This window comes from Allobosea sp. 05T422_2 (genome assembly GCF_056396265.1).
The window spans coordinates 1-24279 of sequence record NZ_JBFTLD010000078.1 but is presented as its reverse complement, the minus strand read 5'-3'; the positions used below and the strand labels follow the sequence as shown (position 1 = coordinate 24279).

The following is a 24279-nucleotide window of genomic DNA, read 5'->3' as shown; positions in this document are numbered from 1 at the left end:
ATCAGGCGCAGCCTGAGCTTCTTGCCGTCTTTGGCGAAGATCCCATCGGATCCCGGCGCATAGCCTGCCTGCTTCAGCAGGGCCTTGGCCGCCTCCGCATCCGGCTTCGGCAGGAGATCCGCCGTCTTGGGCTCGTAGCAGGCGACCAGCGGGCTGATATAGCTCGTGGCCGTCAGGCCGTTGCCGGCCGTGGCGGCGCGGGTCGCGAGATCGCGATTGATGGCGGTTGCGATGGCGCGGCGGACCAGCACGTCGGCCGTGGGATAGCCGTCGCGATGCTGGAACATCATGAACTGCATGCCGAAGGGCTTGGCATCGAGGAAATCGAGCGCTTTCGCGGCCTTCAGCCGGTTGATGTCGCGGCCCGTGACAAGGCTGACGTCGATCGTGCCGGACTGCAGCTCGTTCGCCGCCGTCGTGTTGTTGTTGATCACGCGCACCTGGATCGTCGCGGGCCGCCCCGGGTCCTTTCCTGTCGCTCCGCTTGAATCCCAGGCATGGTCCGGGCGAAGCTTCAGCACATAGTGCGAACCGCGGACCGAGGCCGCCTTGTCGAGCGTGTAGGGCCCGGTGCCGCTCGGTGTCGAACCGAGCGCTTCGGTATCCTTCAACCCGGAGGGGCAAACGATCGAGGCCCAGGGCATCGCCAGCCCGATCAGCAGGTCGCTGAAGGGGGCGGTCATGGTCAGCGTCACCGTGCCGGCGGCGTCGTCCCCGGTGGCGGAATAACCGGCGATGCCGACGGTGCGATAGGCCATCGGCGCATTGGTTTCCTTGGCACCGAGGCGGGTCAGCGCGGCGGCGGCCGCGGTCGCGGTCAGCGGGGTGCCATCGGAACAGGTGACGCCCTTGCGCAGCTTGAAGACGGTGCGGCTCGCGTCGCCGCTCCACGATTCGGCGAGCGCCGGCACGGGCGCGCCCTTGTCGTCGAGCGCGACAAGGCGGTCATAGAGCACGTTGACGAGTTGATAGCCGTCCGACGTCACGGTCTTGACCGGGTCAAGGCTGTCATAGTCGGCCCCGATGCGGATCGTCGCCTTGTCCGCGGCAAAGCTGGCCGGTGCGACGCAGATGGAAGCGAGAATGCCGGCGACGACCGCGGCTGGCCCCGCGAAATGCCTCAATGACGAACTCATGCGCCTTCCCCTCTTGTTATATTGATATCTAAGATATTAGTTAGGGCCGAAGCGGGGTGTCAAGACGGAGGCCCGGTTCGTGATATGCGTGCATCGCTCGGGCAGCATCGGCCCGCGGAAAGGGATGGTCATGTTCAAGCCGGTGGCGGCGACAAGCTTTCAGGATCTGGTCTATGACCAGCTGAGCGATGCGCTGATGACAGGGGCCTTCTGGCCGGGCGAAGCGCTGAATATCAACGATCTCGCAACCCAGTTCGGGACCAGCATCATGCCGGTGCGCGATGCCGTACGCCGCCTGGCCGCCGAACGCGCTCTTCTTGTCGAGCCGCAGAAGGGGGTCCGCGTCTGGCGCCCGACGAAGTCGGAATTCGCGGAGATCACGCATGTCCGCACGCTGCTCGAAGGGGATGTGACGGCCGCCGCAGTTGCGCATCTGACGGATAAGAACGTCCGGGACGTGGCACGCGCGATCGACGAGATGAACGAGCTCGGGGTCTTCCGCAGCGAGCGTTTCCTCGTGCTGAACAAGCAGATCTTCTTCACGCTCTACGAGGCCGCGCAGCGGCCGGCGACATTGCCGATCATCCAGAGCCTCTGGCGTCAGATCGGGCCGATCGTCCGTCTCTACTCGCTGTTCGAGGGGTTTCCGCCCACCGTGGAAACCTCGCTCGCCTTTGTCGAAGCGCTGCGCCGGCGCGATGGCGAGGCCGCGCGCGACATCCGCATCAAGCAGATCCTGCGGCCATCCGAAATCCTGATGAGCCGTTTCGACGAGATCCTGGACTACCGCAACGACTCGCCCCGCCACCTGGCCCATGTGAAGCCGATCGCGAGCGCCTTGCCAGGCGAGGGGACGAAGCGGCCGGGACGGCCGCGGCGCGTGAGATAGCCGTCCGTTCAGGGGCGCGGGCAGCCTGAAGTTCTGGGCAGAGCAGGGGGCTTGTGCAGGCTCGATGTACGCTGAGCGTCCCTTTGCTTCTCAGGCTGGGGCAATGCAGCGGGCGTGCGATCGACGCCTTCGCCTCACTCTCGTCATGGCGAGAGGAGATAGGAAGCAGCCGGGCGCCATGTTGGTGCCAGAGATCGATTTGCCTGCGACCAGATACGCACGGAGTGGCGCCGCAGTTCGATCAGCGAATGCGGTGGACATTGAACCGGGTCTTGCGAGGCCCGATGGCTCGCTGTCACCAGGTTTTATATCCTGGTGAACGACTGGTGGGCAGTCGGCGGCGAAGAAGACGGCTAGAGTCGCGGCATGAAGATGGCATCCTCCCAATTTGATCTGTTCGATGACGCACCGGGCTACCGGCAGACGCCACGACCGGCACCGAGAAAGCGCAGGCTCGAGACCGTGCCGCTGTCGCCCGGCGGCGCTGATGAAGAGGCTGCCCGAAGGCTGGAGCAAACTGGCCGCTTCAAGGTGCTGCGAAAGCTCGTGCCTCGCCCCATCGTCCCGCGCGCGCAGAGCGCCTTCCCGAACCTCGCGGTGCTGGTCGATACGGAGACGACGGGCCTGCAGCACGCGCGGGACGAGATCATCGAAATCGGCGCCGTTGGTTTCACCTATKACGACGAGGGAGCGATCGGGGATGTCGTTGGCATCTACGGCGGCTTACGCGAGCCATCGGTGCCCATCCCCGCGGAAATTACGCGGCTGACCGGCATCACCGACGAGATGGTCGCCGGTCACGCCATCGATATCGCGACGCTCGATGCCTTCATCGAACCTGCCGATCTCGTCATCGCCCATAATGCTGCGTTCGATCGCCCGTTCTGCGAGCGGCTGTCGCCAGTCTTCGCCTCAAAAGCCTGGGCCTGCTCCGTCAGGGAAATTAGCTGGGCCGACTTAGGCTTTGAAGGCAACAAGCTGGGATATCTCGTCGGTCAGTCCGGGCTGTTCCATGAGGGGCACCGCGCAACGGATGACTGCAATGCCCTCCTGGAGGTCCTGGCGAGACCGGTGGGAGCCAGTGGAACGCGACCATTCTCCGAGCTGTTGCGATCGAGCGCGCGCAGCAGAATCCGCATCTACGCGGAAAATGCTCCCTTCGACATGAAGGATCACCTCAAGGGGCGAGGCTATCGATGGTCGGATGGGAGCGACGGACGGCCCAGAGCCTGGTGGATCGAAATCGACGAAGAGCTCCATGACGAGGAACTCCGTTATCTCCGCACCGACATCTATGGCTGGGCAGACGCCGAGCCGCTGACGGTGCGGCTGACGGCGCATGATCGATTTCGTGCGTGACGGGCGAGTTCGAGCCGATCGCCACTATCGACTGCCAGCGATTTCGGCCCGCAAGGGCGCTGGGCCGCCTCAAGACTGCCTCGCGCCAGGAGCGGATGTTGGCGCCTTGCCCGGAACCGGATATTCGCAGACGGGATGGGCAGCGTCGGCCGGCGACCGGACGTTCGCTCTCAACACCTCAGCCGCGCGGTGGAACGGTGTCGTATTGCGGCAGGCCGTCTGCGATCTCGTAGTAGTCCCCCTTGTCGGCGACGTAGATATGCAAATTTGCAGTGGTCTCTGTCGGTCCGTCGAACGCACCCATTGCCACGGCGATCCAACCCCGATCCGACCGATCCCAGAAGAGAGACGATCCGCATGCCGAGCAGAAGCCGCGTCGGACGTTCTCCGACGATTGAAACCACGTCAGCTTCTCCTCGCCGACAATCGTCAAGGCAGTCCTAGGCACATCAGTGGACGCGAAGTGGTGGCCCGAGTGCTTGCGGCACATACGACAATGGCAGAAGTTGGGATTTGGCAGAGTGTCAGCCACTGTTAAGCTGACAGCACCACAAAGGCATGAGCCGCTGTGCATCCTCGCTTCACTCCCGCAGGCGTCCAGTCGGGAAGCATGGCATCGGGGTTGCGACGTTCGCAAGAGCGTCCGCTATGGGCCAACTCCGACATTCGCGATGTCAGCGCCCGCTCAACGATGGCTCGATACCGCCTCGACCGAATGCGCCCTCACCGCGGAGGGCAGCTCCGTGCCGCTTCGGTTTGGTCCCTRGCCTGCAAAGCTTCGCCCCAGTTTCGCAAGCTGATCAGAACGGGTTCCAGCGTGCGGCCAAACTCGCTCAGTTCGTATTCAACGCGCGGCGGCACCTCGGGGTAGACGGTGCGGCATACGACGCCGTCGGCCTCGAGCTCGCGGAGTTGGATCGTCACCATCCGGGGCGTCGCGTTCGGCGTCAGGCGGCACAGCGCATTGAAGCGCAATCGTCCCTGGAGAAGGTGGAACACCAGCACGGGCTTCCAGATTCCACCCATGACGCTGAGGGTCGCCTCGACTGCGCAGCCCGTCCGGGTCGCCTTGCGGCGGGCCTGCCTGACAGTATCATTCATGATAGTACATGTGCCTTTTGATCGTACTTACGAATATGTCCTTACCTGCCTAGGTCTAGCGCGCCAACACAGCCCAAGGAGACGGCATTGCGCGCTTATCGAATGAACGGAACGAACGCCCCGCTGACGCTGCACGAGGACGTCGCACCGACGGCGGGCCCAGGAGAGGTGCTCGTCGACCTCAAGGCGGCCACGCTCAACTATCGGGATCTGATCGTCAGGGAAGGACGCTATCCTGGGGACCAGAAGCACGATCTCGTCCCGCTTTCCGACGGCGCCGGCATCGTGACCCAGGTTGGAGATGGCGTGTCTCGCGATCGGATTGGCGAGCGCGTCGTGCTCGGCTTCATGCCTGGCTGGCTGGACGGCTCGTTCGCGGCCCGCAAGCAGGCGACCGCGCTCGGCGGCGGATTCGTTGATGGCGTGCTCGCCGAGCAGATCGTCCTGCCGGCTGCCGCTGCGGTCCCATTCCCTGATGCCTGGAGCTTCGAAGAGGCTGCAGCATACCCTTGTGCGGGCGTTACGGCCTGGAACTGCTTGTTCGGCGGCCGCGGCTTGCGCCCCGGTGATAGCGTTCTGATACAAGGCACCGGCGGCGTGTCGACCTTCGCGCTGCAGTTCGCCCGAGCCGCCGGGGCGCGTGTGATCGTCACCTCCAGTTCCGACGAGAAGTTGGCCTGGGCCCGCAAGCTGGGCGCGGAAGCGACGATCAACTACCGCACCACAGCGAATTGGGGGGAGGTTGCCGCAGGAATGGCGGGCGGAGAGGGCGTCGACTTCGTGGTCGAGGTTGGCGGCTCCGGTACCTTGAACCAGGCGCTGTTGGCAGCTCGGCCCGGGGGCGAAATTGCGCTCGTTGGCGTTCTCACTGGCGTCGCGGGCGAGATCAACACTGGCGCAATCCTGATGAAGGCTATCGATCTCCGCGGAGTTTACGTTGGCTCTGTCGCCGATCTGAAAGCCGCGATGGCGACTGGGGTCAAGCCGCTTATCGACGAGATTTTTGCCTTCGAGGCGGCGCAGGACGCGTTCGACCGGCTGCGCAGCGGGCAGCATCGCGGAAAGGTTGCCATCACCATTTCTGCCTGAAATTTCAGGCAGAGCTACGATCCGCTTCTGAAATAGCAGAGGCGGATACGGCGCCGCTATTCGTCTTCGACGTCGCCAGCATTGGCCAGAACTTGCGCCAGGTCTGGCCCGGCGACTGCAATCTCCCGGCAAGCCGGGCCTTCAGCCCGCCCACCACCGCTTCGACCCATCCTCGACACCTGTGGCGTTGGTGCCCGCGGTCTCGACGGGCAGGGGCTGGACGTGCGTAATGTCGCCGTCGAGCAATCGCTCCGGGGGGCCTTTTCATGCGTCTGGCTATTGGTTTCGGATCGGCCCAGGGGCGCGCTTTGCGGCGCGGCGCCAGGCCGTTTGGCGCTCTCCTCGGGCTTGTTCTGACCGTCTTCGGATCAGGCCTCGCCGCTGCCTTCGAAACCCCGCCAACGGTCAGCGCTGCTTCAGTGCTTGGCGCGCAGGCCTCCGGTCCGAATTATCGCGTCGACCCCGAGGTGCACAGCGACGGCCTGTTGCGACTCTTTGTGCTCAAGACCGCATTCGGCACTTTCGACATAGCCGGCGAAGGATTGATGCGTGAGCGGATCCGCGAATTGTCGGCCCTTCGCAAGCTGAACGAAATGTCCGCATCGGATGTTTTCGTGAAGTCGCTTGAGCGGCAAGCCACTGCTCCCCTGCGCTTCGGCGCCGACCTCATCACCTCGCCAGCGGAGACGCTGAAGAAATCCGCTTCAGGTGTCGCCAACATGTTCAGCCGGATTGGAACCGGCATCGCCAACACCAGCGCCAACCGCGACAGCATTGCCGGCAGTATTCTGGGCGTCGATGCAGCGCGACGGGCGCTGGCCGTCCAGTTGGGCGTCGATCCTTATACCGATTTCCCGCCGCTGGCCGCCAAGCTGAACGACATTGCCGCAGCCAGCGCGATGGGCGGGCTTTCCGTCAGGGGCATGATGCTGGCGATCCCGGGGGGCGCCGGTGTCGCCATCAGTTCCACGACGACCGTCGATAGCGTTCGGGCAACTCTGGCCGAACGCACCTCGACCCAGATCGTGGAACAGGTGATCGGCATGCTAACGCGCATGAAGGTCTCTCGCGCACTTGCGGAGCGCTTCGTCCAGAACCGATCGTATACGCCGACCGACCTGTTGCTGATCACAAAGGCCCTGGCCTCGCTCAAGGTCGGCGGAAACGCACTCTTCGTGGCGAAGGCGGCTGAGGCAACGACGCGTGAAGAGGCCTATTTCCAGCGCAGCCGCGCCCTGCTGCTCGCGTCCAACGCCAAGGCTCTCGGCATCGGCCCGTTCGTCGGGGTTGGCGGCTTCCCGCTGAACCGCTTGAAGGACGGCCGTCTGCTGGCCCTTTTCCCGCTCGACGAGATCGCCTGGACCGAGACTGTCGCGGGCCTGTTCGGCAAGGTCTCGTCTGTGAACCCTGGCGATGGAAAGGCTCCGGTGCTGGCGAGCAACGGCACGCTTACGCCGATGGCGCAAGCCGAGATCAGCCGGGCGGGCTGGACTGTCGAGCGCGTCAAATAGCGAGCGGCTGCACAAGGCGCGCTTCGGCCACAGGCGGGCATCGTCCAGAATACGGGAGGATAGGGGCATCGAAGCGCGCCTGCGTCTGCATCTCCGGGCTGTCATGTCCGTTCGCGCAGCGCGGAGAGACGCAGCGGCTGCTCGCCAAACGTCACGAGCTTCGCAACCTGGAGCCTGAAGCCCCGGCAGGAGAGGGGGCTTTGACCGTTTGGATGCGCAGCGAGCCTTCCCGTGCTCCGCAGGCTTGGGGCAGCTTGCTGCGTTGCGATTGCGACATCCCGGAACATCCGGGGCCGCTGCCGGGTTAAGATGAGAGGCGGCTCGGAACACCCCATGAACCCGGCCTGGCATCGCCTCGAACGAGGCCCAGACAGGGCAGCGTCGATCGATCTGCCGGCGCGACAACACATCGAACGATCGCACAGGGAATAACGCCGCATGCACGGCGTTTACCTCCGCTTCCCCGGGAGCGATGGCCCGCGATTCACCGCGTCGATGCCGGCCGAAATCCGTGTTCGATCAAAAAGGACAGTTCGATGACCCCCGCCAAGAAACCAGACAGCGAATTCGACCGCGCCCGTGAAAGGATTGAAGGCACGGACAAGAAGCCCGTCGGGAAGCCCGACAAGACGATGCCCGCGGCAGGCCCCCATGTGACGGAGGGCTCGACGAACCATGACGCGACGCCGGGGGCCGGCGCGCTGCCCTCGACCAAGCCGCGCAAGGACGTTGACGCCGGGACGGGCTGAATGCGCCTCAGGGCCCCCCAGGCGAGCGGGGCTCTACTCACGCGGTCGGCGCTGCACCTGCCGGAGATCGCGCAGGCGATCGTGCCGGATATCTGCTGAAGGCCACCAGAGCGACGGAACATTCTGCCTGCGCCCGGCTTGAGCTTCTTTGCGAGGGGGCAGGCTCTGATGTTCAAGATTTTCTACGAGCTCTCGATGCTCGCCGCCGAAGCGCAGCAGGCCATATGGCTGCGCACCATCAGGCTGTCAGCCGGTGGATCTGCCGCTGGTCGCGAGGCGCAGTTGATGGTGACCGAGAAACTGGCGGCGGCCCAGCAGGCTTTTTCGAGCCTCGCGGCAGGGGCGCCTCCCATCGGAATCGTGCGTGCGTATCGCTCCAAAGTGCGCTTGAATGTCAGGCGCTTGTCCCGGCGATAGGAGATGTCCCGCTTCGATGGCGTGGGCGAGCAGGCCGATTTCTCCCGATCTCCTGACAAGGCTTGAAGGAATCTGACATGCGCGAACCAACGCATGGGMGCTTCGAATTCACCCGCGCCGAGCTTTGGGCCGACGGCGTCGTCCATGTGCTGGGCATCGCCTTGGGGCTGGGTGCGGTCGCCATCCTGATCGCAAGGGTGCTCGCGACGGCTTCGCTGTCCGATCTGGTTTCTGTCGGGATCTACAGCGCTGCGTTGATTGCCGTTCTCAGCGTTTCCGCCCTCTACAACATGTGGCCGGTCTCGCCCATGAAGTGGCTGCTGCGACGCTTTGATCATTCAGCCATCTACGTCTTGATTGCCGGTACCTACACCCCCTTCCTGATGAAGCTCGGCGAAGCCGTCGTGGCGCAATCCCTGTTGGCTGCCGTATGGATCACGTCGCTCGCCGGCGTCCTGCTCAAGCTTGCTCTGCCGGGCCGGTTCGATCGCGTTTCGATCGTGCTCTATCTCTGCCTCGGTTGGAGCGGCGTGATCGTGTGGGAGCGCGTTGCGCAGTTTCCGGCGGTCACCTTGTGGCTCATGCTGGCGGGCGGCGTTCTCTACACGGTGGGCGTCCTGTTCCACGTCTGGCGGAGCCTTCCGTTTCAGAACGCCATCTGGCACGTCTTCGTCCTCGCGGCGTCCGGCTGTTTCTACGGGGCTGTGCTTGCGACCTACGGTTGGGCTCCATCGGCCTGAAGCTTCCTGCAGCTCCTTCCGAAACGACAGTGTGGAGACCGATCGCATCGCCGACCGACGTCCAAAGGCCGTTCAACACGTCTGCGTCGGATTCGCCCGGGTATCGGCCCTTTGAATGGCATCGAGGACTGAGGTCTCGGCATATGGCTTCCGTAAGAAGACGGTGCCGGAGGGCATTTCGTCGGCCAAGGGCGATACGCGGCCCGATGCARGGATGAGAACGACCGGAGGCCATCGCTCGCGGATAGCATGGAGCAGCTTCAGGCCGTCCATCGACCCGGGCATCTCTATATCGGAGAACACGACACGGATGTCGGGCCGCGTCTCCAGAAGAAGGATGGCATCGTCAGCGTTGGCCGCTTCGATGGCGTCGTAGCCCGCGTCTTMGATCAGTGCGACCGCATTCATGCGGATAATGGGCTCGTCTTCGACGACAAGAACGACGGTCTTTGTCATGGAGAGCTTTCGGCTGTGAACCGACTTAACTGGCGCCAGCCATGGTTGTTGCGTATAATTGAAAAGAATTGTTCATGTTACAATTAGAAATTCGTTAGGGTGCCATACCCTTATCCATTCATGAGGGTTCGCCGCGAGGGCATTTCGCCACTGACGCCGGCTTGCCGGACTTGGCGCCCCCTCCCGCCAGCCCGCGGCCGCAGCCTGGTTCGAGATCAAGGCTTTCTCTTCGGCAAAGCCAGCCCCGAGCCGGCTGTCGCAGGCTGCCGGCAGCCTACGCCCGTTCTTAAGCCGGCCGCTTGGTCCCTTGGGGGGGCGAATAGTTTCCAATGACGTCGAGGCACGTGCTATMAGTCACTTAAGAGGAGCATGTGAGCCCGGTCGGGCTTTGCTATAGCCATGGAAAGATCCGTGGACCCGCTTTCGCTCCGAGAGCTGTCGACAGCCGAAAAGGCCTGTCATGGCACATCGCGCAGCGAGGTATGACTCTTTCCGGACCAAGACGTCATTTGGCTCTCTGGCGACCCTTCAAGCCTCAAGACGCGATAATCCTGACGGAGCGCGCCAAGAGCCGACTCGACTTCTTGCCCGCAAGCGGACCTACGTCGCAAAGCACAATGCGGTCGGGCCTAGCCCGCATAAAATCGGGATAGAAGACCTTTTGTATGGTGCTGCCCATAAATGCGGAGACGATCGTCCGCCTTGTAGGTTAGGAGCGGGCGTCACGGATCCCAAGAATTTGCGTAAGCGGTAGAGGGCGGATCCACGGCGCGCGTCCCCTCGCAATGGGGCAAGCGCAAGGATATTTTTTGTAATTTCGCCCCGATATGTGAAATAAAGCATATATTTTGAAACGAATTACCGAGTTCACATGTTGCGTCTAGAGAAATGATTTAACAAAAAGATTGACCTTATCGGTTGTTTTCTATAAGTTGATTTTTGTCGATATTGCTTGGACGGTCGTTGTTATTTTCGCGCTCAGCGCGTTTCTGATAAGTTCCCCCTTTCGAAATCGTTCTGAACTCGCCGGGCACTCGCTTGGCGAGCGACAGGTCTTGCCAAAAGGAGGGTTTCTTATGACCACCGGCACAGTGAAATGGTTCAACTCCACCAAGGGTTTCGGCTTCATCCAGCCTGACGACGGCAGCCAGGACGTCTTCGTCCATATCTCCGCCGTCGAGCGCGCTGGAATGCGCGACCTTGCGGAAGGCCAGAAGCTCGGCTTCGAAGTCGCCCGGGACAACAAGTCCGGCAAAATGGCTGCGGAGCAGCTCCAAGCCGCCTAATCAGACTGCCTCGTCGACGATGACCACGGATGTACTGGCATTGTCGCAGCAGTCCTTCGAGGAAGGCCAAGCTCATGCTTGGCCTTTTTCATTTCTGCCAGCTTTAGATTATATTCGAGAGCCGACGTCGCCCCCGAAACTCCCGCCGCTTGCTATCGCCAGAGGAAGCAATCACGGCCATGAACGAGCACCGCAGGATTACCCGCTCCCCCCTTTCTTGCAGCGTCCAGGTCGGTGATCTTACGGTCGAGGTCGCCATCTATAGGATCGAGAATGACGGTTGGACGCTGGAGCTGGAAGGCGGCACCTCCACAATTTGGTTGAGGTCATTTGCGACTGATACCGAAGCCATGGCCGAATTCATCGAGCATGCGGAGCACGTCGGTTTGGCAAATCTGGTTGCCGTACCGCTCACCGTCCACTAGCGCGGCAAGTTGGCTCGTGTCGCACGGTGGAATCGCACTGAGAAGCTTTTGGGCCGACGGCTTTTCTTCCTTTTATGCCCTTAGAGCTTCAAGCGTTTCACCCGTCGGCGATGCCTTCGAGCAGCCACCGAAAAGCCCTCGGCCAGGCGGACTTGTTGTAGCCGCGCCGCTGCGAACGTTGAGCAGACAGGCATGTTCCGCGATCTAGCTGTGAGCTCTCAATAGGTTGTCCATCCGGTCCCGAGCGAGGAAGCTGAGGTTGCGAAGCTTCAGTCTCCATCGAAGGAGGACCGGATGAACATCCATAAGAATGCCCGTCTGACGCAGCTGGGTCGAGAGCGGATCGTGCGCATGGCGGCGGCAGGCACGGCCTCTCGCGTGATCGCCAGGGCGGCCGGCGTCAGATCAGGACCAGGCCCTACACGCCCAGAACCAACGGCAAGGCCGAACGCTTCATCCAGACGGCGCTACGCGAATGGGCCTATGCCAGACCCTATCCCCACTCAGAGCGCAGAGCCGAAGAGCTGCCGCGCTGGCTCCATCACTACAACTGGCATCGCCCCCACGGCGGAATCCAGGCCAAGACACCCATCAGCAGACACGCTCGCGACGAGGACAACCTGTTGACGCTCCACATCTAGCCAGAGGTTGCGCCATCCTCGCGCAGAGCCGGGCAAAGCCCGCCCCGACATCCGCATCGTCTTCTGCGATATAGAGATGCCCGGATCGATGGATAGCTTGAAGCTGATCCACGCGGTTCGCGAGCGCTGGCCGCCGATAATCCTGATCCCGTCGTCGGGCCGCGGGTCACCGCTTGTCCACGAAGTGCCCGACCATGTCGACCGCTATGGGCGGCGGAAGCGATGGCTGTTCCGGTGAGGAAAGCGCGGTTCGAGCGGGAGACCGAGGCGATCTGCGACGAGCACCTACACCCTCCGGGAGCCGAATAGATCGACGAAACCATCAGTCTCTCTATGCGGTCGTCGCGGCGACGCGAACGAGCAATTGCTTAAGCAGACACAGCAGCCCCGGGGAGAGCCCGGCGCTGCTCGATGCCCGAAAGGGTCGCGTAGACAATAATGCCGGGCAGAACCCAACCCAGAACACGGCAGAGTTTCGGCGCCGGCGATCTTGCCCAGCGGCGGGATTGACGGGACATGAGCCATTCCGCCGGCTCGGAAGGTCGGCTGAGAGTCGAAGCCGACACCTCGTCGGTGCGCTGCGCGAAGGAGTATTTTGCGCAGCACGAAGAGACGCACCGGGACGGCGGGGGCGGTCCGGCGGGAGGAGGGGGCTTGGTGGCTGTCGGGCCATGCGTTCACTTCGCGCCCTCTGAAATGGTAAAATGGCCGATGCCAATCTCGGCTTACCTGCAGGCAGGCCTGTTCGTGGTGGCTGCGGCCACCGCGTTGTTCGCAAGCGCCGGCACGGTCGCCATCCCCGGCTTTTGGACGTATCTGGCAATCCTCGCCATCGTCATGATCGTTTCGTTCGCAGTGCTCGATCCGGACCTGCTGCGCGAACGCATGCGGCCGGGCGGCAACAAGCCGCCGCCCGCGTTGAGAGCCTTCTCGCTCATCCTGTTCCTGCATTGGATCGTTGCCGGGCTCGACCGTGGTCGTTTCCATTGGAGCGACAACGTGCCCGGCTGGCTGCAGGGCATGTGCCTGTTCACGGTCGGCGCCGGCTACGCCCTGGCACTCTGGGCCATGCGCGTGAACCGGTTCTTCTCCTCGGTCATTCGCATCCAGACCGAGCGTGGTCACCACGTCGTCACCACGGGACCCTACGCCTTCCTCCGCCATCCCGGATACAGCGCCGGGATTCTGATCATGGTGGCAAGCGGACCCGCACTGGGATCGTGGCTCGCGGCCGCGCTCATCGTGATCTTCAGCCTGCCATTCCTGCTCTATCGCGCCATTACGGAGGATCGCATTCTCCAGGCCGAGCTTGCAGGCTATTCGGACTACGCCGCGCGGGTCCGATGGCGGCTCGTTCCGGGCATTTGGTGAGCGTGCTCCTCACCCGGCAGCTCAGCACTATCGGAACCGAGATGAGCCACGTCCTCTTCCCAGCCCCGGGCGCAGGCAGGGAAGCTGAAACCGATGATGATGAGCGGCATAGCCATGCACATTGTCCGGTATTTGGATTGCGATGATCGGGAACAGCGGGAACGGTCCGCTAATTGCGAGATGACCGCATTCCCGGCCGCTTTTTAACCTCAGGATCGGCCAACAGGCGTGCGTATTCATCGCTTTCCACCGGCACGAGCGCCACGCGCGCCTCGGCATCATGATGCAGACCGAAACCGTATTGCTTCACCAGTGGCGAGGCGCGCAAACAGGCTTGCGGCTTGTCGAATAGCCGCGCCGCAGCATCCGCTCCTTTGCGCGCTTGCTCGACCGCCCGCAGAAGTTCGTCTGAAGTCAGTTGATAGGGCCGCGCTGCCAGCATCTCGTACTGCATCCCAGCGACTGTGCCTGGCTTTGCCGGAGGCGCGCTCAGCAGGGCCGCGCAATCCGCGGCCACGGTGATCAGCGTGGTGCGGTAGTTGGTGGAATGGCTCATCAAAGCTCTCTGGGCAGGCGCAACGTCTGCGCAGACTGTTTCACAGTCACGCTTTCCCGTCATGGGGCAGATCGGCATAGCGCTGTCGTAGCTGCTTTGGTCCGCCTGTCGCCGTTCAGTCCCCTTTCGGCCATCCGCCCTCGACCTTCGGAACGTCTGCTAATGGGTAGCCTGCCACCACACCAGCCTCTCAGGAGGATGCGCAGAGAGGCGGCTCAGCAACCCGACCCTTACGATCATTCATCTCAGGCACGCATAGCGTTTAGTGATTTTCTGAACGAATAGTCTGGTGGGCCGCAATCGGTGGGGGCATAGGCGGCGACCCGTGCCTGCGCGGAATAGCCCGCGGAGGCAAAGCGGTGGCGCCGCGGATGACTCCGCTGCTCGTTTGGCGCGCTGGCGCCTTCAGGCGCGCGATCGCCGGAACGGCTGCTTCACTTGCGTGATGGAGGAAGAGGCCGAGCGGCGTGATGCGCCTGGCCACGGGATGCAGGAAGGGTCTCGCACCGGGCGTCCGCGGACGCAGCTGGTCAGGCGAGTCTGAGGATCGTGGTCTCGGCCAGAAGATAGGTTTCCCCGGAGGGGAAGCGGACCTCGACCTCCCCGGTTTCGAGCAACTCCCAGACTGCGAAACCGCCGGCCACGAGTTGGCCGATATGGCTCATGACAAGCGCCTTGTCCGGGTCGTCCTTCGCAAGCGCGACGAGCGCGCCAATCGCGTCCTCCGTCCCAGGGAGTCTGCGCCGGCTCGTCCTGGCGTCGAAACCGCCGCTCGAAAACATCGCGAAAACGTCCTCGTATCGGTCCCCGAGCGCGCCAGGCTGCAGCAACCTGACGGCTACAGATCGACCCGTCGAATGATCATCCAGTGGCTCACAAGGCTATCCCGGCATCACGCCGATCATGGCCGGCAACGGAAATCCAGGATCGCGCTACAACGCGCCGCGGAACGTCAGATTGATACGCATGCGCCCGACGGTTCCGTGAACGCCATCCTTCAGCTCGGGAACACCGTGATAGAACAGGCGAGATGGTCCGCCCCACACGGCGACATCGCCGTGCCGAAGCGCATATTTCTTCACCGGGTCGTTTCGCTTCAGGCCGCCGAACTGGAATGTCGCGGGCAAGCCGAGCGAGACCGAGACGATCGGATTGGCGAAATCGCGCTCGTTCCTGTCCTGATGAAGAGAAAGCCGGGCGCCTGGCTCGTAGCGATTGATCAGGCAGGCATCAGGTCGAAAATCAGGATAACCGGCGCGTGCGGCGGCCGTGATCGCGAGCTCGAGGAAGCAATCCGGCATGGGTGGCCACGGGCGCCCGGTCTCGGGATCGTTGCGATCATAGCGATAGCCGGTCCGGTCCGTGACCCATCCAGCCGCCCCGCAATTGGTCATGGCCACGGACATGACGAAGCCCCCGGGCGTGACCATGTGCCGGAAGGGGGCCTGTTCGGTGATATCAGCCAGGGCGCTGAGCAAGTCCGCCTCGAAGGGCAGCGCGGCGCCACGCAGCAGCATCGCGCCGTCGGCCATGATCTCGGTCGATGGTTCCTGCGTATCGAGCGTTTCAAACAAATCGAGCATGACGGGCCTATTTCAACGTGTTTCCGCGCTCGCGCGGCATTCGCCAGAGATACCAGGAGGCGACCGTGCGATGGGGCGCCCAGGCCTTCGAGATCTCGCGCAATGCCCTGGGCTTGGGCTGCTCATCAAGCGATTTCAGCGCGCGGTAGCCTTCGCGAACCCCGAAATCGTCTGCCGGAAGGATGTCCATACGCTCCAGCGAGTACATCAGCAGCATCTCGACCGTCCAACGGCCGACGCCCTTGATGGCAATCATGCGGGCGATGATATCTTCGTCGTCCATCTGGATTGCGATATCGCGCGCAGGGATCACGCCCGTCGTCGCGCCTTCCGCAATGGCCTTGATGGTTGCGATCTTGCTGGCGGAGAAGCCGCAGGCTCGCAGTGCATCGAATTCCGCCGCAATGAGATCCTCAGGGTTCGGAAAGGCCTGGCCATCAAAGAGCGCCTTGAGGCGGCCGATGATCGCGTCCCCGGCTTTGGCCGTCAGCTGCTGATAGGCGATGGCGCGCACCAGCGCTTCATAGGGCTCGCGGGCGGCCTTGGGATCGTGCCGGCATGGGCCAACCCGGGCAATTAGCCTGGCCCAGTCCTCGTCGAGCTTCGTCAGGAAGACGACCGAGTCATCGTAGCGCGCAAAGAAATTCATCGAGGACCAATCTTGTCAGGCATTCGGCGGGGCGGCCGCAGGCTTACGCCGTCCGGGCAGCCTCGCGATCGAGAAGGGTTCGCTTGCGCTCGACACCCCAGGCATAGCCCGAGAGCGCTCCGTCATTGCGCACGACACGATGGCAGGGGATCGCTACAGCCAGGGTGTTCGCTGCGCATGCGCCAGCCACGGCGCGCACCGAGTTCGGTGATCCGATGCGGCGAGCGATCTCTGAATAGGACACCCTCGCTCCGACCGGAATCTCCTGCAGGGCCCGCCAGACGCGACGCTGGAATGCGGTGCCGCGGACATCGAGCGGAAGATCGAGGCCGAGGCCKGGATTCTCGACGAACCCGACGACGCGAGAGATCAACGCCTCGTATTCGCGATCCGCACCGATCAGGCGGGCCCTGGGAAACCTGTCCTGAAGATCCCGGAGGAGTTCATCGGGATCGTCGCCGAGCAGGATCGAGGCGACGCCCTTCTTGCTCGACGCGACCAGAAGCGCCCCAAGCGACGTCTGCCCGATGGCGAACCTGATCTCCTCATTGGCTCCGCCGGCGCGAAATCGTGACGGGGTCATGCCGAGCATCCCGGTCGACTTCTCGTAGAAGCGGCCGCTTGAATTGAAGCCCGCGTCATAGATCGCCTCGGTCACGCTATGGCCGGCGCGGAGACCCTCGCGGACCTTCCTGGAGCGATCTGCCGCAGCATAATCCTTCGGGGTCAGGCCGGTCGTCGCCTTGAAGATGCGGTGGAAATAACCGGGACTGCGCCCAACCGCGAGGGAAAGAGCCTCCAGCGACGGTTCCTCCTCGCTATCCTCGATGATCCGACAAGCCTTGGCGACCAGGGTGGCGTTCCCGGCCTCTGACGACACTCCGTCGGGGTTGCAGCGCTTGCAGGGGCGAAAACCCGTCGCTCGCGCGCGCTCCAGCGTCTCGTGAAGCGTGACGTTATTCGGATTGGCCGTCCGCGATGGGCAAGACGGGCGGCAATACACTCCTGTCGTCGAGACGCTGTACCAGAGCTGCCCGTCAGCGGTCTTGTCGCGAGCGACGATGCGCGCCCAGCGCGGGTCGTCCGCGACCGTGAGGGGAAATGCGCTTTGCCTGGCGCTGTGCCTGGGCGTGAGCTTTGCGAAGATGGTCATTGTTGTCATCTCGGAACATCCTGGCCCGACCGTGCACCTGATCGACGTTCGCGACACTCCGATCCTTACTTTCAAATCGGATGTCTCCCACCCGATTTCTGCAATGGATGCGCCGCGCCCATCCGCGAGCGCCAAGAAATCCGAGATCGCCAAGAAAACCGCGAGCGGGCCAGGCCCGGCACAAAGAGGCCCGCACAATCATGTGTAGGCCTCTCGGTGGTGGTGCCGATGACAGGCCGCGCCGCCCGCAGGCTCGGCACGATCGGGATCAGGCAGCCGTGACGAGGCCGAGCTGCGTCATGGCGGTGAGCCCGTCGTCCAGGCCGATCTCCTCGACGATCTTGCCGTCCACCACCTTCAGGACCGTCGTGCCGGTGAAATGCATCTTGCGGCCGGTGGCGGCGGGAAGGKCCTCATAGCCGACCAGGAAATCGTCGAAGGCCGCCCCCGTATGCGTGCCGCCGCCTTCCCACTGGCCGACGACATAGTCGCCCTCGGCGATCAGGTCGGCGGTGCCCCAGAAGTTGAGGTCCGGAAACGCCGCCCGGAAGTCGGTCATGAAGGCCTTGATGTCGGCGCGGCCGCGGCGAGGCTCGTGCAGCGAATACTTCAGGAGCATATCGGGCGCCGCGATCTCATCGATSACMGCAAGRTTGACGTCCTTGCCCCAGAAYTCGGTGAACCAACGGMCGACGACGGCCTTGTTGTCATCTGCTTTGCTCATAGGAAAACATCCTTCCATCAGCGTTCTTTCGGCCAGCGATGTCGTTCGTCGACCTGAGCAAAGGGATACGGGGGGCGGATCGGGACAAAACTCCGATTCATGACGTCGAATCCAAACAACGGAATGAGCCTCGTTCGAAGCCTTGCTGGCCGCGGCCATTGCGCGATGAGATCACGCCCCCGAACGGGGCTCGGTACGGCGAGTTGGTCGATCCGCAGTTCGTCTACAAGGACCAACGCATCGATCATGGCCAAGCCGAGGGGGAGGCGGGTCTTTGCCTCCCGGATCAAGGCGATGTCGCGGTGAGAGTCGCGCAAGCCACATCCCGCTTCATCGCCAGACCGCATCCGCTGTAGCGAGACTGGTTTGGCAGATCCGAGCGCTTTGACGGCGACCATTCGAGGTTGCAAGGGCGGCGCCGCAGCAATCATAAGGAACGATGTTCAGCTTCTTCGATTCACTTGTTGATTCGACAGCATCGCCTCCGGGCGAGCCTCCCAGCGGACTGCGAACGTTCTATTGGCACTTCGTCCGCCAGGCGAAGGGCCTGTTCGCAGCGCTGTTCGTGGTCGGCTTTGTGCTCGCCGTCCTTGAGGCCGTGGTGCCTTATCTGATTGGGCGCCTCGTCTCGATCCTGTCATCGGTCCCACGCGAGCGCGTTTTCGACGCTGCCGGCCAGCTTCTTCTGGTCATGGCGGCGATCGTGCTCGTCGTCCGGCCGCTGGGCACGATCCTGTTTCGCCTGCTCGTGAACCACTCGATCGCCGTCTCTTTCACGACGCTGGTTCACTGGCAGAATTACTGGCACGTCGTGCGCCAGCCGCTTTCCTTCTTTCATGACGACTTCGCCGGGCGGTTGGCCAGCCGGGTCATGCAGACGGCCCGGCCGCTGCGAGAGAGTATCGTCTCCTTCGTGCGCGCGGTCTGGCAGATCCTGGTTTTCGGCGCGACCGCGATCGGTCTTCTCGGCACGCAGGACATTCGCCTCGCCGCGCCGATGTTGGTCTGGTTTCTGCTCTACGGTGCACTCCTCGCCTACACGTTGCCGAAGGTGCAGGTCCGGTCGCGCGAGACCTCGGAGACGCGCTCCGCCATCGCCGGCAAGGTCGTCGACACGTTCACCAACATCATGACGGTCAAGCTGTTCGGGCGCCGGACCGATGATGACACCTATGTGCGCGACGGCTTCCTGCGCTTCCAGGCCGCTTTCGCCCGCCAGCAACGGCTCAATACCGTCTATGTCTTCTGCCTGGTCTGCCTCAACGCGATCCTGCTGGTGACGACCGGCGGGATCGGCGTCTGGCTTTTCTCCGAGGGCCGGGTCGACGCGGGCACGTTGACGACCGCCCTTCTTCTGACAACCCAGATCATCGCCATGTCGGGTTGGGTGGCGTTCGAAATTGCGGGCATTTTCGAGAATATCGGCATCGTGCAGGAAGGAATGAAGACGATCGCGCAGCCGCTGAGCCAGCTCGACAAGCCTGACGCGCGTCCGCTCGAGGCTCCCCATGGAGAGATCCGTTTCGAGGATCTGCATTTTCACTACATGAAGCCGCACCGCGTGGTGGAGGGGCTATCCTTGACCGTTGGCGCCGGCGAAAAGGTCGGTCTGGTCGGGCGCTCGGGCGCGGGCAAGTCCACGCTCGTCAATCTGCTGCTCCGCTTCTATGAGCCGCAATCGGGCCGAATTCTGATCGACGGCCAGGATATCGCCTGCGTCACCGAGGAGTCGCTGCGCGCACGGATCGCGCTGGTGGCTCAGGATTCGTCGCTGTTGCATCGCTCGATCGGCGAGAACATCCTTTACGCCCGCCAGGATGCCGATGAGTGGATGATGCGTGACGCGGCCCGGAAGGCGCAGGCGGACGGCTTCATCGAGACGCTGGTGGACGGCAAGGGGCGCCATGGATACGAGGCCTTCGTCGGCGAGCGCGGCGTCAAGCTCTCCGGCGGGCAGCGCCAGCGCATCGCGATCGCGCGGGTGATCCTGAAGGACGCCCCGATTCTCCTGCTTGACGAGGCGACGTCATCGCTCGACTCGCAGGTCGAGGCCGCGATCCAGGATGCGCTCGCGGATCTGATGCGCGGGAAGACCGTCATCGCGATCGCGCATCGCCTCTCGACGCTGCAACTCATGGACCGCCTTGTGGTCATGGATGGCGGGCGCATTGCCGAGCAGGGCTCCCATGCGGAATTGCTCGATCGCGGCGGGCTCTACGCCGACCTCTGGGCGCATCAATCGGGAGGCTTCATCGTGCCGCCACGCCCGCAGGGTTCTCGGACGCCGTAAGGTCGTCGAGCACACTCATTCGGCGGCTCTCGTCATCGAGGCAGCGAGGCCGATTGCGAGCTCAAGGCCGCCGATGATGCGCCCCCGTCGTTCCCACCGCGCTGGAACCGCAGCAGATCGCGAACCCGTCTGCCTCCCCGAAGGCATGGTTCAACCTCATCAATGTCGTGCCGGCATTGGCCGGCCGTGATATCCTGGATTATTCGATCGGACATCGCATCCGATCCGATGATCTCATCTTTTGTGCTTGCATCGGCTCTGCCCCGAAGACCGCAATCCACATTTCGGGCCGATGCTTCAGTGTTGCGCCACCAGTCCATCCTCGGCCTCTCGGGAGAGCACCATGGACGACACGCCCCACGCCGCATCGACCCTTGCGCCTCCCGCGGCAGCGCAGGAGCCTCCCCCGCATGTCACGCTGATCCAGATGGCGACGGCCGCCTGGGTCTCGCGTCTGGTCTACGCAGCCGCGAGGCTGGACCTCGCCGACCACCTGGCCACCGGCCCTCGCAGTGCCGAGGAGCTGGCCGGCCCGCTGCGGCTCCATGCGCCCTCGCTCCATCGCTTCATGCGCTGCCTCGCCAGCCTGGGCCTGCTTGCCGAGCAGGCCGGCCAGCGCTTTGCCCTGACGGCGCTGGGGGAGGCGCTGAAGACGGGCGCGCCCGGTTCGGCGCGGGCCACCATCCTCACCGCCGGCAGCCCCTGGTTCGCGGGGGCCTTCGACGACATCGCCTATTCCTTGCAGACCGGCAGGACCGCGTTCGAGAAGGCGCAGGGCGTGCCGGTCTTCGACTATCTCGGCCAGCATCCGGACGAGGCCTCGCTCTTCAGCGAGACGATGGTCGGCTTCCACGGCCGGGAGCCGCCCGCTGTCGCGGAGGCCTATGACTTTTCGGCCTTCGGCACCGTCGTCGACGTCGGCGGCGCCACCGGCAACCTGATCGCGGCGATCCTGGCGCGGCACGAGGGGCCGCGCGGCATCCTGTTCGACCGGCCCCATGTGGTGGCCGACGCGCCGGCCCTGCTGGCGGAACGGGGCGTGCAGGCGCGCGTGGCGATCGAGCCAGGCAACTTCTTCGAGACGGTTCCCGCCGGCGGCGACGCTTATGTGCTGTCCCACGTCATCCACGACTGGAGCGAGGAGCAGTGCCTCACCATCCTGCGCCATGTCCGCAAGGCCATGCAGCCCGACGGACGGCTGCTGCTGGTGGAGATGGTGCTGCCCGCCGGCGACACGCCCCATCCCGGCAAGGTGCTCGACATGGTGATGCTGGTGCTGCCCGGCGGCCAGGAGCGAACGGAGGAGGAATACCGCCAGCTCCTCGCCAAGGCCGGCTTCCGCCTGACGCGGGTGATCCCCACCAGCTCCGACGTGAGCATCGTCGAAGCGGTGCAGGGGGCGTAATCAGGGATGCGCTTGATTGGTGAGCGCCTTTGATCGTCATGGCTTCGGTCCGGCCTGTCCGGAAGACGGTGCGCTTCGAGAAACAGCCGATGGTTACGGCCGGTGTCACCCCACCGCGGCAGCGCGGCACGGAAAGCCTCGTCCGTCCGTAGCGCTTGGCGCTGCATCAGAATTGCGCCAGGTCCGGACGTTGGGGCCTTGCCAGGAAGCTGACGTCCGTGGCGCATCGTCACGCCTCGCGGCATCCCAACACGCGCTCGGCCAGTCGGCACGCAGTACGCTTCGTCAAACTCTACGCCAACTGAACCAGGCGGAGGGTGTTCTTGAGCTTCGCAGCGAAACTCTCGGAACGCTGTTCACAGACCTGCCGAATCCTGCCCGCGTGGCAGAGMCAAGCTGTGTGGCGCGCGGTCGATCAGGAGGGCTATATTCGGGATGAGATCGTCCAGATTCGGTCTCGAAGAAGAGGACGGCGCCGTTTGCCGCCGTCTCTTCAGGAAACCCCGAATTTCCCGCGTTCAACGTACACCGACCACGCATTGCGTCAGGACATCATGCTAAAAAATGCTCTGCTGAACCAACGCTATGCGGTATTTGTCCTTGCCATGCTCGCTCTTGCCGCCTCGCTTGCCGGGGGGCTCGCCTATAGCGGGTGGCTGCTTGTCCCGGCGGTGATTGCGGGCGCGCTGGTCCTTCTGGGCGTTCATGATATGCGCCAGCACAAGCATTCGATTCTGCGCAACTATCCAGTGATCGGGCATCTGCGCTTTCTGATGGAAAGCATCCGGCCGGAAATCCGGCAATACATCATCGAAAGCGACCATGACGAAGTTCCGTTCAGCCGGCAGGACCGCGCCCTGGTCTACCGGCGCGCCAAGGGCGACGAGGACAAGCTGCCTTTTGGCACCTCTGAGAACGTCTACGGTTCCGGCTATGCGTGGTTGACCCATTCGGCCGCGCCGACGGCCATTGTCGACACCGATTTTCGCGTCCGGATCGGCGGACCTGCCTGCAGGCATCCCTACGAGGCCAGCATCTACAACATCTCGGCCATGAGTTTCGGCTCGCTCTCTGCCAACGCCATTCTGGCGCTCAACACTGGCGCGAGGAAGGGCGGCTTCGCACATGACACCGGCGAAGGCAGCATCAGCCGCTATCATCGGCAAGGCGGCGGGGACCTGATTTTCCAAGTGGCGTCGGGCTATTTCGGCTGCCGCAACGAAGATGGCAGCTTCTCTCCCGAACGTTTTGCGGAACTGGCTGCTGATCCGCAGATCAAGATGATCGAAATCAAACTCAGCCAAGGCGCCAAACCGGGTCATGGCGGCATGCTGCCAGCTTCCAAGATCTCACCCGAGATCGCCGAGGCGCGAGGCATTGCGATGGGCGTAGACTGCATATCGCCTGTGGCCCACAGCACCTTTTCCACCCCGACGGGGCTGATGCAATTCGTCGGTGAACTGCGCGAGCTTTCCGGCGGCAAGCCGGTCGGCCTCAAGCTTTGCATCGGCCATCGCCGCGAATTCATGAGTATGGTCAAGGCCATGCTCAACACCGGCATCGTACCCGATTTCATTGTCGTGGACGGCGCGGAGGGTGGCACTGGCGCCGCTCCCGTCGAATTCGCCAACCGCGTCGGCATGCCGATGCTGGAAGGGCTGACCTTCGTCCACAACACGCTGCGGGGCGCCGGCATCCGCGATCAGGTCAGGATCGGGGCGGCTGGCAAGATCGTGTCAGCCTTCGACATCGCCCGCACGCTCGCGCTCGGGGCGGACTGGTGCAACGCGGCGCGCGGCTTCATGTTCGCAATCGGCTGCATCCAGGCCCAGTCTTGCCACACCAATCGCTGCCCAGTCGGTATCGCGACACAGGACCAGCGCCGCCAGAGCGCGATAGATGTCGGCGACAAAAGCGACCGCGTCGCGCGCTTTCATCGCAACACCATGCACGCGCTCGGCGAAATCGCGGGTGCGGCGGGCCTCAGCCATCCCAGCGACTTCATGCCCTATCACTTCATGTTCAGACAGAAGGACAACGAGTTCCTCGATGGCAACGAGGCCTTCCCCTATCTGCCGGAGGGATTTCTGCTGGGCGGAAACGAGTTTCCGGAGCTCGCCGATTGGTACAGCCGCTGGGATCGCGCCAGTTCCGACAGTTTTGCTCCGCCGGAGATTCCACATGGTCCGTTCCAAACGCGTCGGACCGCGAGGGCGATGGTGGGCGTCGCATAATCGCCACGACGTGCCGCTTGTGCGACCAGGGGATGACCAGCGACAAATGCTGCCAGACGCGACGTCTCGGAACCCGGCCGGTGGTCATTCCGTGCGGGGTCGGTCCGGACGCTGGGGGAGGCGCTGAAGACGGGCGCGCCCGGTTCGGCGCGGGCCACCATCCTTACCGCCGGCAGCCCCTGGTTCGCGGGGGCCTTCGACGACATCGCCTATTCCTTGCAGAGCGGCAGGACGGCGTTCGAGAAGGCGCAGGGCGTGCCGGTCTTCGACTATCTCGGCCGGCATCCGGACGAGGCCTCGCTGTTCAGCGAGACGATGATCGGGTTCCACGGCCGGGAGCCGCCCGTCGTCGCGGAGGCCTATGACTTTTCTTCGCGCCCGCTCTGGTGATCACCGGCCAATCGGCCCGTTCCAGCAACTCGCAAGCGCAGCGCATCCTCAGCGTCGTCAGCCATTCAGGCGGGTCATGCCGGTCGCCAGTGAGAACGAGGCGCGGAAATGGAAGCGGCTGAGCT

The 24279-nt window shown here is 63.5% G+C and carries 25 protein-coding genes and 1 pseudogene; 16 read left to right on the top strand and 10 right to left on the bottom strand.

Features of this window, described 5'->3' with window-relative positions; translation table 11 throughout:
- A partial coding sequence (locus tag AC1DJT_RS15620) for an ABC transporter substrate-binding protein (RefSeq protein WP_476834375.1) occupies nt 1-1136 on the bottom strand: 1136 nt, incomplete at its 3' end.
- A gap of 130 nt (nt 1137-1266) precedes the next feature.
- Between AC1DJT_RS15620 and AC1DJT_RS15615 the strand changes: the two genes are divergently transcribed.
- Nucleotides 1267-2025: a GntR family transcriptional regulator gene (locus AC1DJT_RS15615; protein WP_476768677.1), complete on the top strand. Its 759-nt coding sequence runs from the start codon at nt 1267-1269 to the stop codon at nt 2023-2025.
- Nucleotides 2026-2397: 372 nt separating this feature from the next.
- On the top strand, nt 2398-3384 hold the full coding sequence (locus tag AC1DJT_RS15610) for a 3'-5' exonuclease (RefSeq protein WP_476834376.1): 987 nt from the start codon (nt 2398-2400) through the stop codon (nt 3382-3384).
- 178 nt (nt 3385-3562) lie between these two features.
- Here AC1DJT_RS15610 and AC1DJT_RS15605 read toward each other — a convergent pair whose 3' ends face one another.
- A complete protein-coding gene (locus AC1DJT_RS15605) occupies nt 3563-3958 on the bottom strand; it encodes a GFA family protein (RefSeq protein WP_476768676.1) in 396 nt (131 codons plus the stop codon).
- Between the two features lie 149 nt (nt 3959-4107).
- Nucleotides 4108-4485, bottom strand: coding sequence for a winged helix-turn-helix transcriptional regulator (locus AC1DJT_RS15600; protein WP_441507158.1), 378 nt, complete (start codon nt 4483-4485; stop codon nt 4108-4110).
- A gap of 87 nt (nt 4486-4572) precedes the next feature.
- Between AC1DJT_RS15600 and AC1DJT_RS15595 the strand changes: the two genes are divergently transcribed.
- The 5 genes from AC1DJT_RS15595 to trhA all read left to right on the top strand — a co-directional run bounded on the left by AC1DJT_RS15595 (nt 4573) and on the right by trhA (nt 8991).
- Nucleotides 4573-5574 carry a zinc-dependent alcohol dehydrogenase family protein gene (locus AC1DJT_RS15595; RefSeq protein WP_441493615.1) on the top strand — a complete coding sequence of 334 codons (1002 nt, stop codon included), beginning with the start codon at nt 4573-4575 and terminating at the stop codon, nt 5572-5574.
- 266 nt (nt 5575-5840) lie between these two features.
- On the top strand, nt 5841-7085 hold the full coding sequence (locus AC1DJT_RS15590) for a hypothetical protein (protein ID WP_476768675.1): 1245 nt from the start codon (nt 5841-5843) through the stop codon (nt 7083-7085).
- 536 nt (nt 7086-7621) lie between these two features.
- Nucleotides 7622-7834 (top strand): hypothetical protein, encoded by a 213-nt coding sequence (locus AC1DJT_RS15585; protein WP_476768674.1) that lies wholly within the window; start codon nt 7622-7624, stop codon nt 7832-7834.
- 168 nt (nt 7835-8002) lie between these two features.
- Nucleotides 8003-8251 carry a hypothetical protein gene (locus AC1DJT_RS15580; protein ID WP_441507162.1) on the top strand — a complete coding sequence of 83 codons (249 nt, stop codon included), beginning with the start codon at nt 8003-8005 and terminating at the stop codon, nt 8249-8251.
- A gap of 77 nt (nt 8252-8328) precedes the next feature.
- Entirely contained in the window at nt 8329-8991 is a 663-nt protein-coding gene (gene trhA / locus AC1DJT_RS15575) for a PAQR family membrane homeostasis protein TrhA (protein WP_476834374.1), read from the top strand.
- Between the two features lie 72 nt (nt 8992-9063).
- Here trhA and AC1DJT_RS15570 read toward each other — a convergent pair whose 3' ends face one another.
- Nucleotides 9064-9447, bottom strand: a complete 384-nt coding sequence (locus AC1DJT_RS15570; RefSeq protein WP_476834373.1) for a response regulator — start codon at nt 9445-9447, stop codon at nt 9064-9066.
- A gap of 1076 nt (nt 9448-10523) precedes the next feature.
- On the opposite strand from AC1DJT_RS15570, the gene AC1DJT_RS15565 reads away from it, so the two are divergent.
- The 4 genes and pseudogenes from AC1DJT_RS15565 (at nt 10524) to AC1DJT_RS15550 (ending at nt 13170) form a co-directional block, all read left to right on the top strand.
- On the top strand, nt 10524-10733 hold the full coding sequence (locus AC1DJT_RS15565) for a cold-shock protein (protein WP_441507165.1): 210 nt from the start codon (nt 10524-10526) through the stop codon (nt 10731-10733).
- Between the two features lie 179 nt (nt 10734-10912).
- Nucleotides 10913-11158, top strand: coding sequence for a hypothetical protein (locus tag AC1DJT_RS15560; RefSeq protein WP_441507166.1), 246 nt, complete (start codon nt 10913-10915; stop codon nt 11156-11158).
- 398 nt (nt 11159-11556) lie between these two features.
- Nucleotides 11557-11799 (top strand): annotated as a pseudogene (locus AC1DJT_RS15555) (integrase core domain-containing protein); the annotation flags it as partial.
- A 573-nt stretch (nt 11800-12372) separates the two neighbouring features.
- Complete coding sequence (locus tag AC1DJT_RS15550) at nt 12373-13170, top strand: methyltransferase family protein (protein ID WP_441507167.1); 798 nt, start codon at nt 12373-12375, stop codon at nt 13168-13170.
- Nucleotides 13171-13339: 169 nt separating this feature from the next.
- Here the strand turns inward: AC1DJT_RS15550 and AC1DJT_RS15545 are convergent, their stop codons facing one another.
- From AC1DJT_RS15545 to ada, 5 genes are all read right to left on the bottom strand, one after another.
- Nucleotides 13340-13726 (bottom strand): DUF6157 family protein, encoded by a 387-nt coding sequence (locus tag AC1DJT_RS15545; RefSeq protein ID WP_441507168.1) that lies wholly within the window; start codon nt 13724-13726, stop codon nt 13340-13342.
- Nucleotides 13727-14256: 530 nt separating this feature from the next.
- Nucleotides 14257-14508, bottom strand: coding sequence for a hypothetical protein (locus AC1DJT_RS15540; RefSeq protein WP_476770534.1), 252 nt, complete (start codon nt 14506-14508; stop codon nt 14257-14259).
- 150 nt (nt 14509-14658) lie between these two features.
- Nucleotides 14659-15309: a DNA oxidative demethylase AlkB gene (gene alkB, locus AC1DJT_RS15535; RefSeq protein ID WP_441507170.1), complete on the bottom strand. Its 651-nt coding sequence runs from the start codon at nt 15307-15309 to the stop codon at nt 14659-14661.
- 7 nt (nt 15310-15316) lie between these two features.
- On the bottom strand, nt 15317-15958 hold the full coding sequence (locus AC1DJT_RS15530) for a DNA-3-methyladenine glycosylase family protein (protein WP_441507171.1): 642 nt from the start codon (nt 15956-15958) through the stop codon (nt 15317-15319).
- A 43-nt stretch (nt 15959-16001) separates the two neighbouring features.
- Complete coding sequence (gene ada, locus AC1DJT_RS15525; protein WP_476776464.1) at nt 16002-17111, bottom strand: bifunctional DNA-binding transcriptional regulator/O6-methylguanine-DNA methyltransferase Ada; 1110 nt, start codon at nt 17109-17111, stop codon at nt 16002-16004.
- On the opposite strand from ada, the gene AC1DJT_RS15520 reads away from it, so the two are divergent.
- On the top strand, nt 17104-17319 hold the full coding sequence (locus AC1DJT_RS15520) for a hypothetical protein (RefSeq protein ID WP_476834372.1): 216 nt from the start codon (nt 17104-17106) through the stop codon (nt 17317-17319). The two genes, ada and AC1DJT_RS15520, sit on opposite strands and share 8 nt — an antisense overlap.
- A gap of 60 nt (nt 17320-17379) precedes the next feature.
- Here AC1DJT_RS15520 and AC1DJT_RS15515 read toward each other — a convergent pair whose 3' ends face one another.
- Complete coding sequence (locus tag AC1DJT_RS15515; protein WP_476834371.1) at nt 17380-17835, bottom strand: ester cyclase; 456 nt, start codon at nt 17833-17835, stop codon at nt 17380-17382.
- A 439-nt stretch (nt 17836-18274) separates the two neighbouring features.
- Here AC1DJT_RS15515 and AC1DJT_RS15510 point away from each other — a divergent pair, with 439 nt between their 5' ends.
- From AC1DJT_RS15510 to AC1DJT_RS15495, 4 genes are all read left to right on the top strand, one after another.
- Complete coding sequence (locus AC1DJT_RS15510) at nt 18275-20125, top strand: ABC transporter ATP-binding protein (protein ID WP_476770533.1); 1851 nt, start codon at nt 18275-18277, stop codon at nt 20123-20125.
- Nucleotides 20126-20468: 343 nt separating this feature from the next.
- Complete coding sequence (locus AC1DJT_RS15505; protein ID WP_476834370.1) at nt 20469-21530, top strand: methyltransferase; 1062 nt, start codon at nt 20469-20471, stop codon at nt 21528-21530.
- A gap of 554 nt (nt 21531-22084) precedes the next feature.
- Nucleotides 22085-23764: an FMN-binding glutamate synthase family protein gene (locus AC1DJT_RS15500; protein ID WP_441507225.1), complete on the top strand. Its 1680-nt coding sequence runs from the start codon at nt 22085-22087 to the stop codon at nt 23762-23764.
- Between the two features lie 216 nt (nt 23765-23980).
- On the top strand, nt 23981-24154 hold the full coding sequence (locus AC1DJT_RS15495; RefSeq protein WP_441507176.1) for a hypothetical protein: 174 nt from the start codon (nt 23981-23983) through the stop codon (nt 24152-24154).
- Nucleotides 24155-24279: the final 125 nt, after the last annotated feature.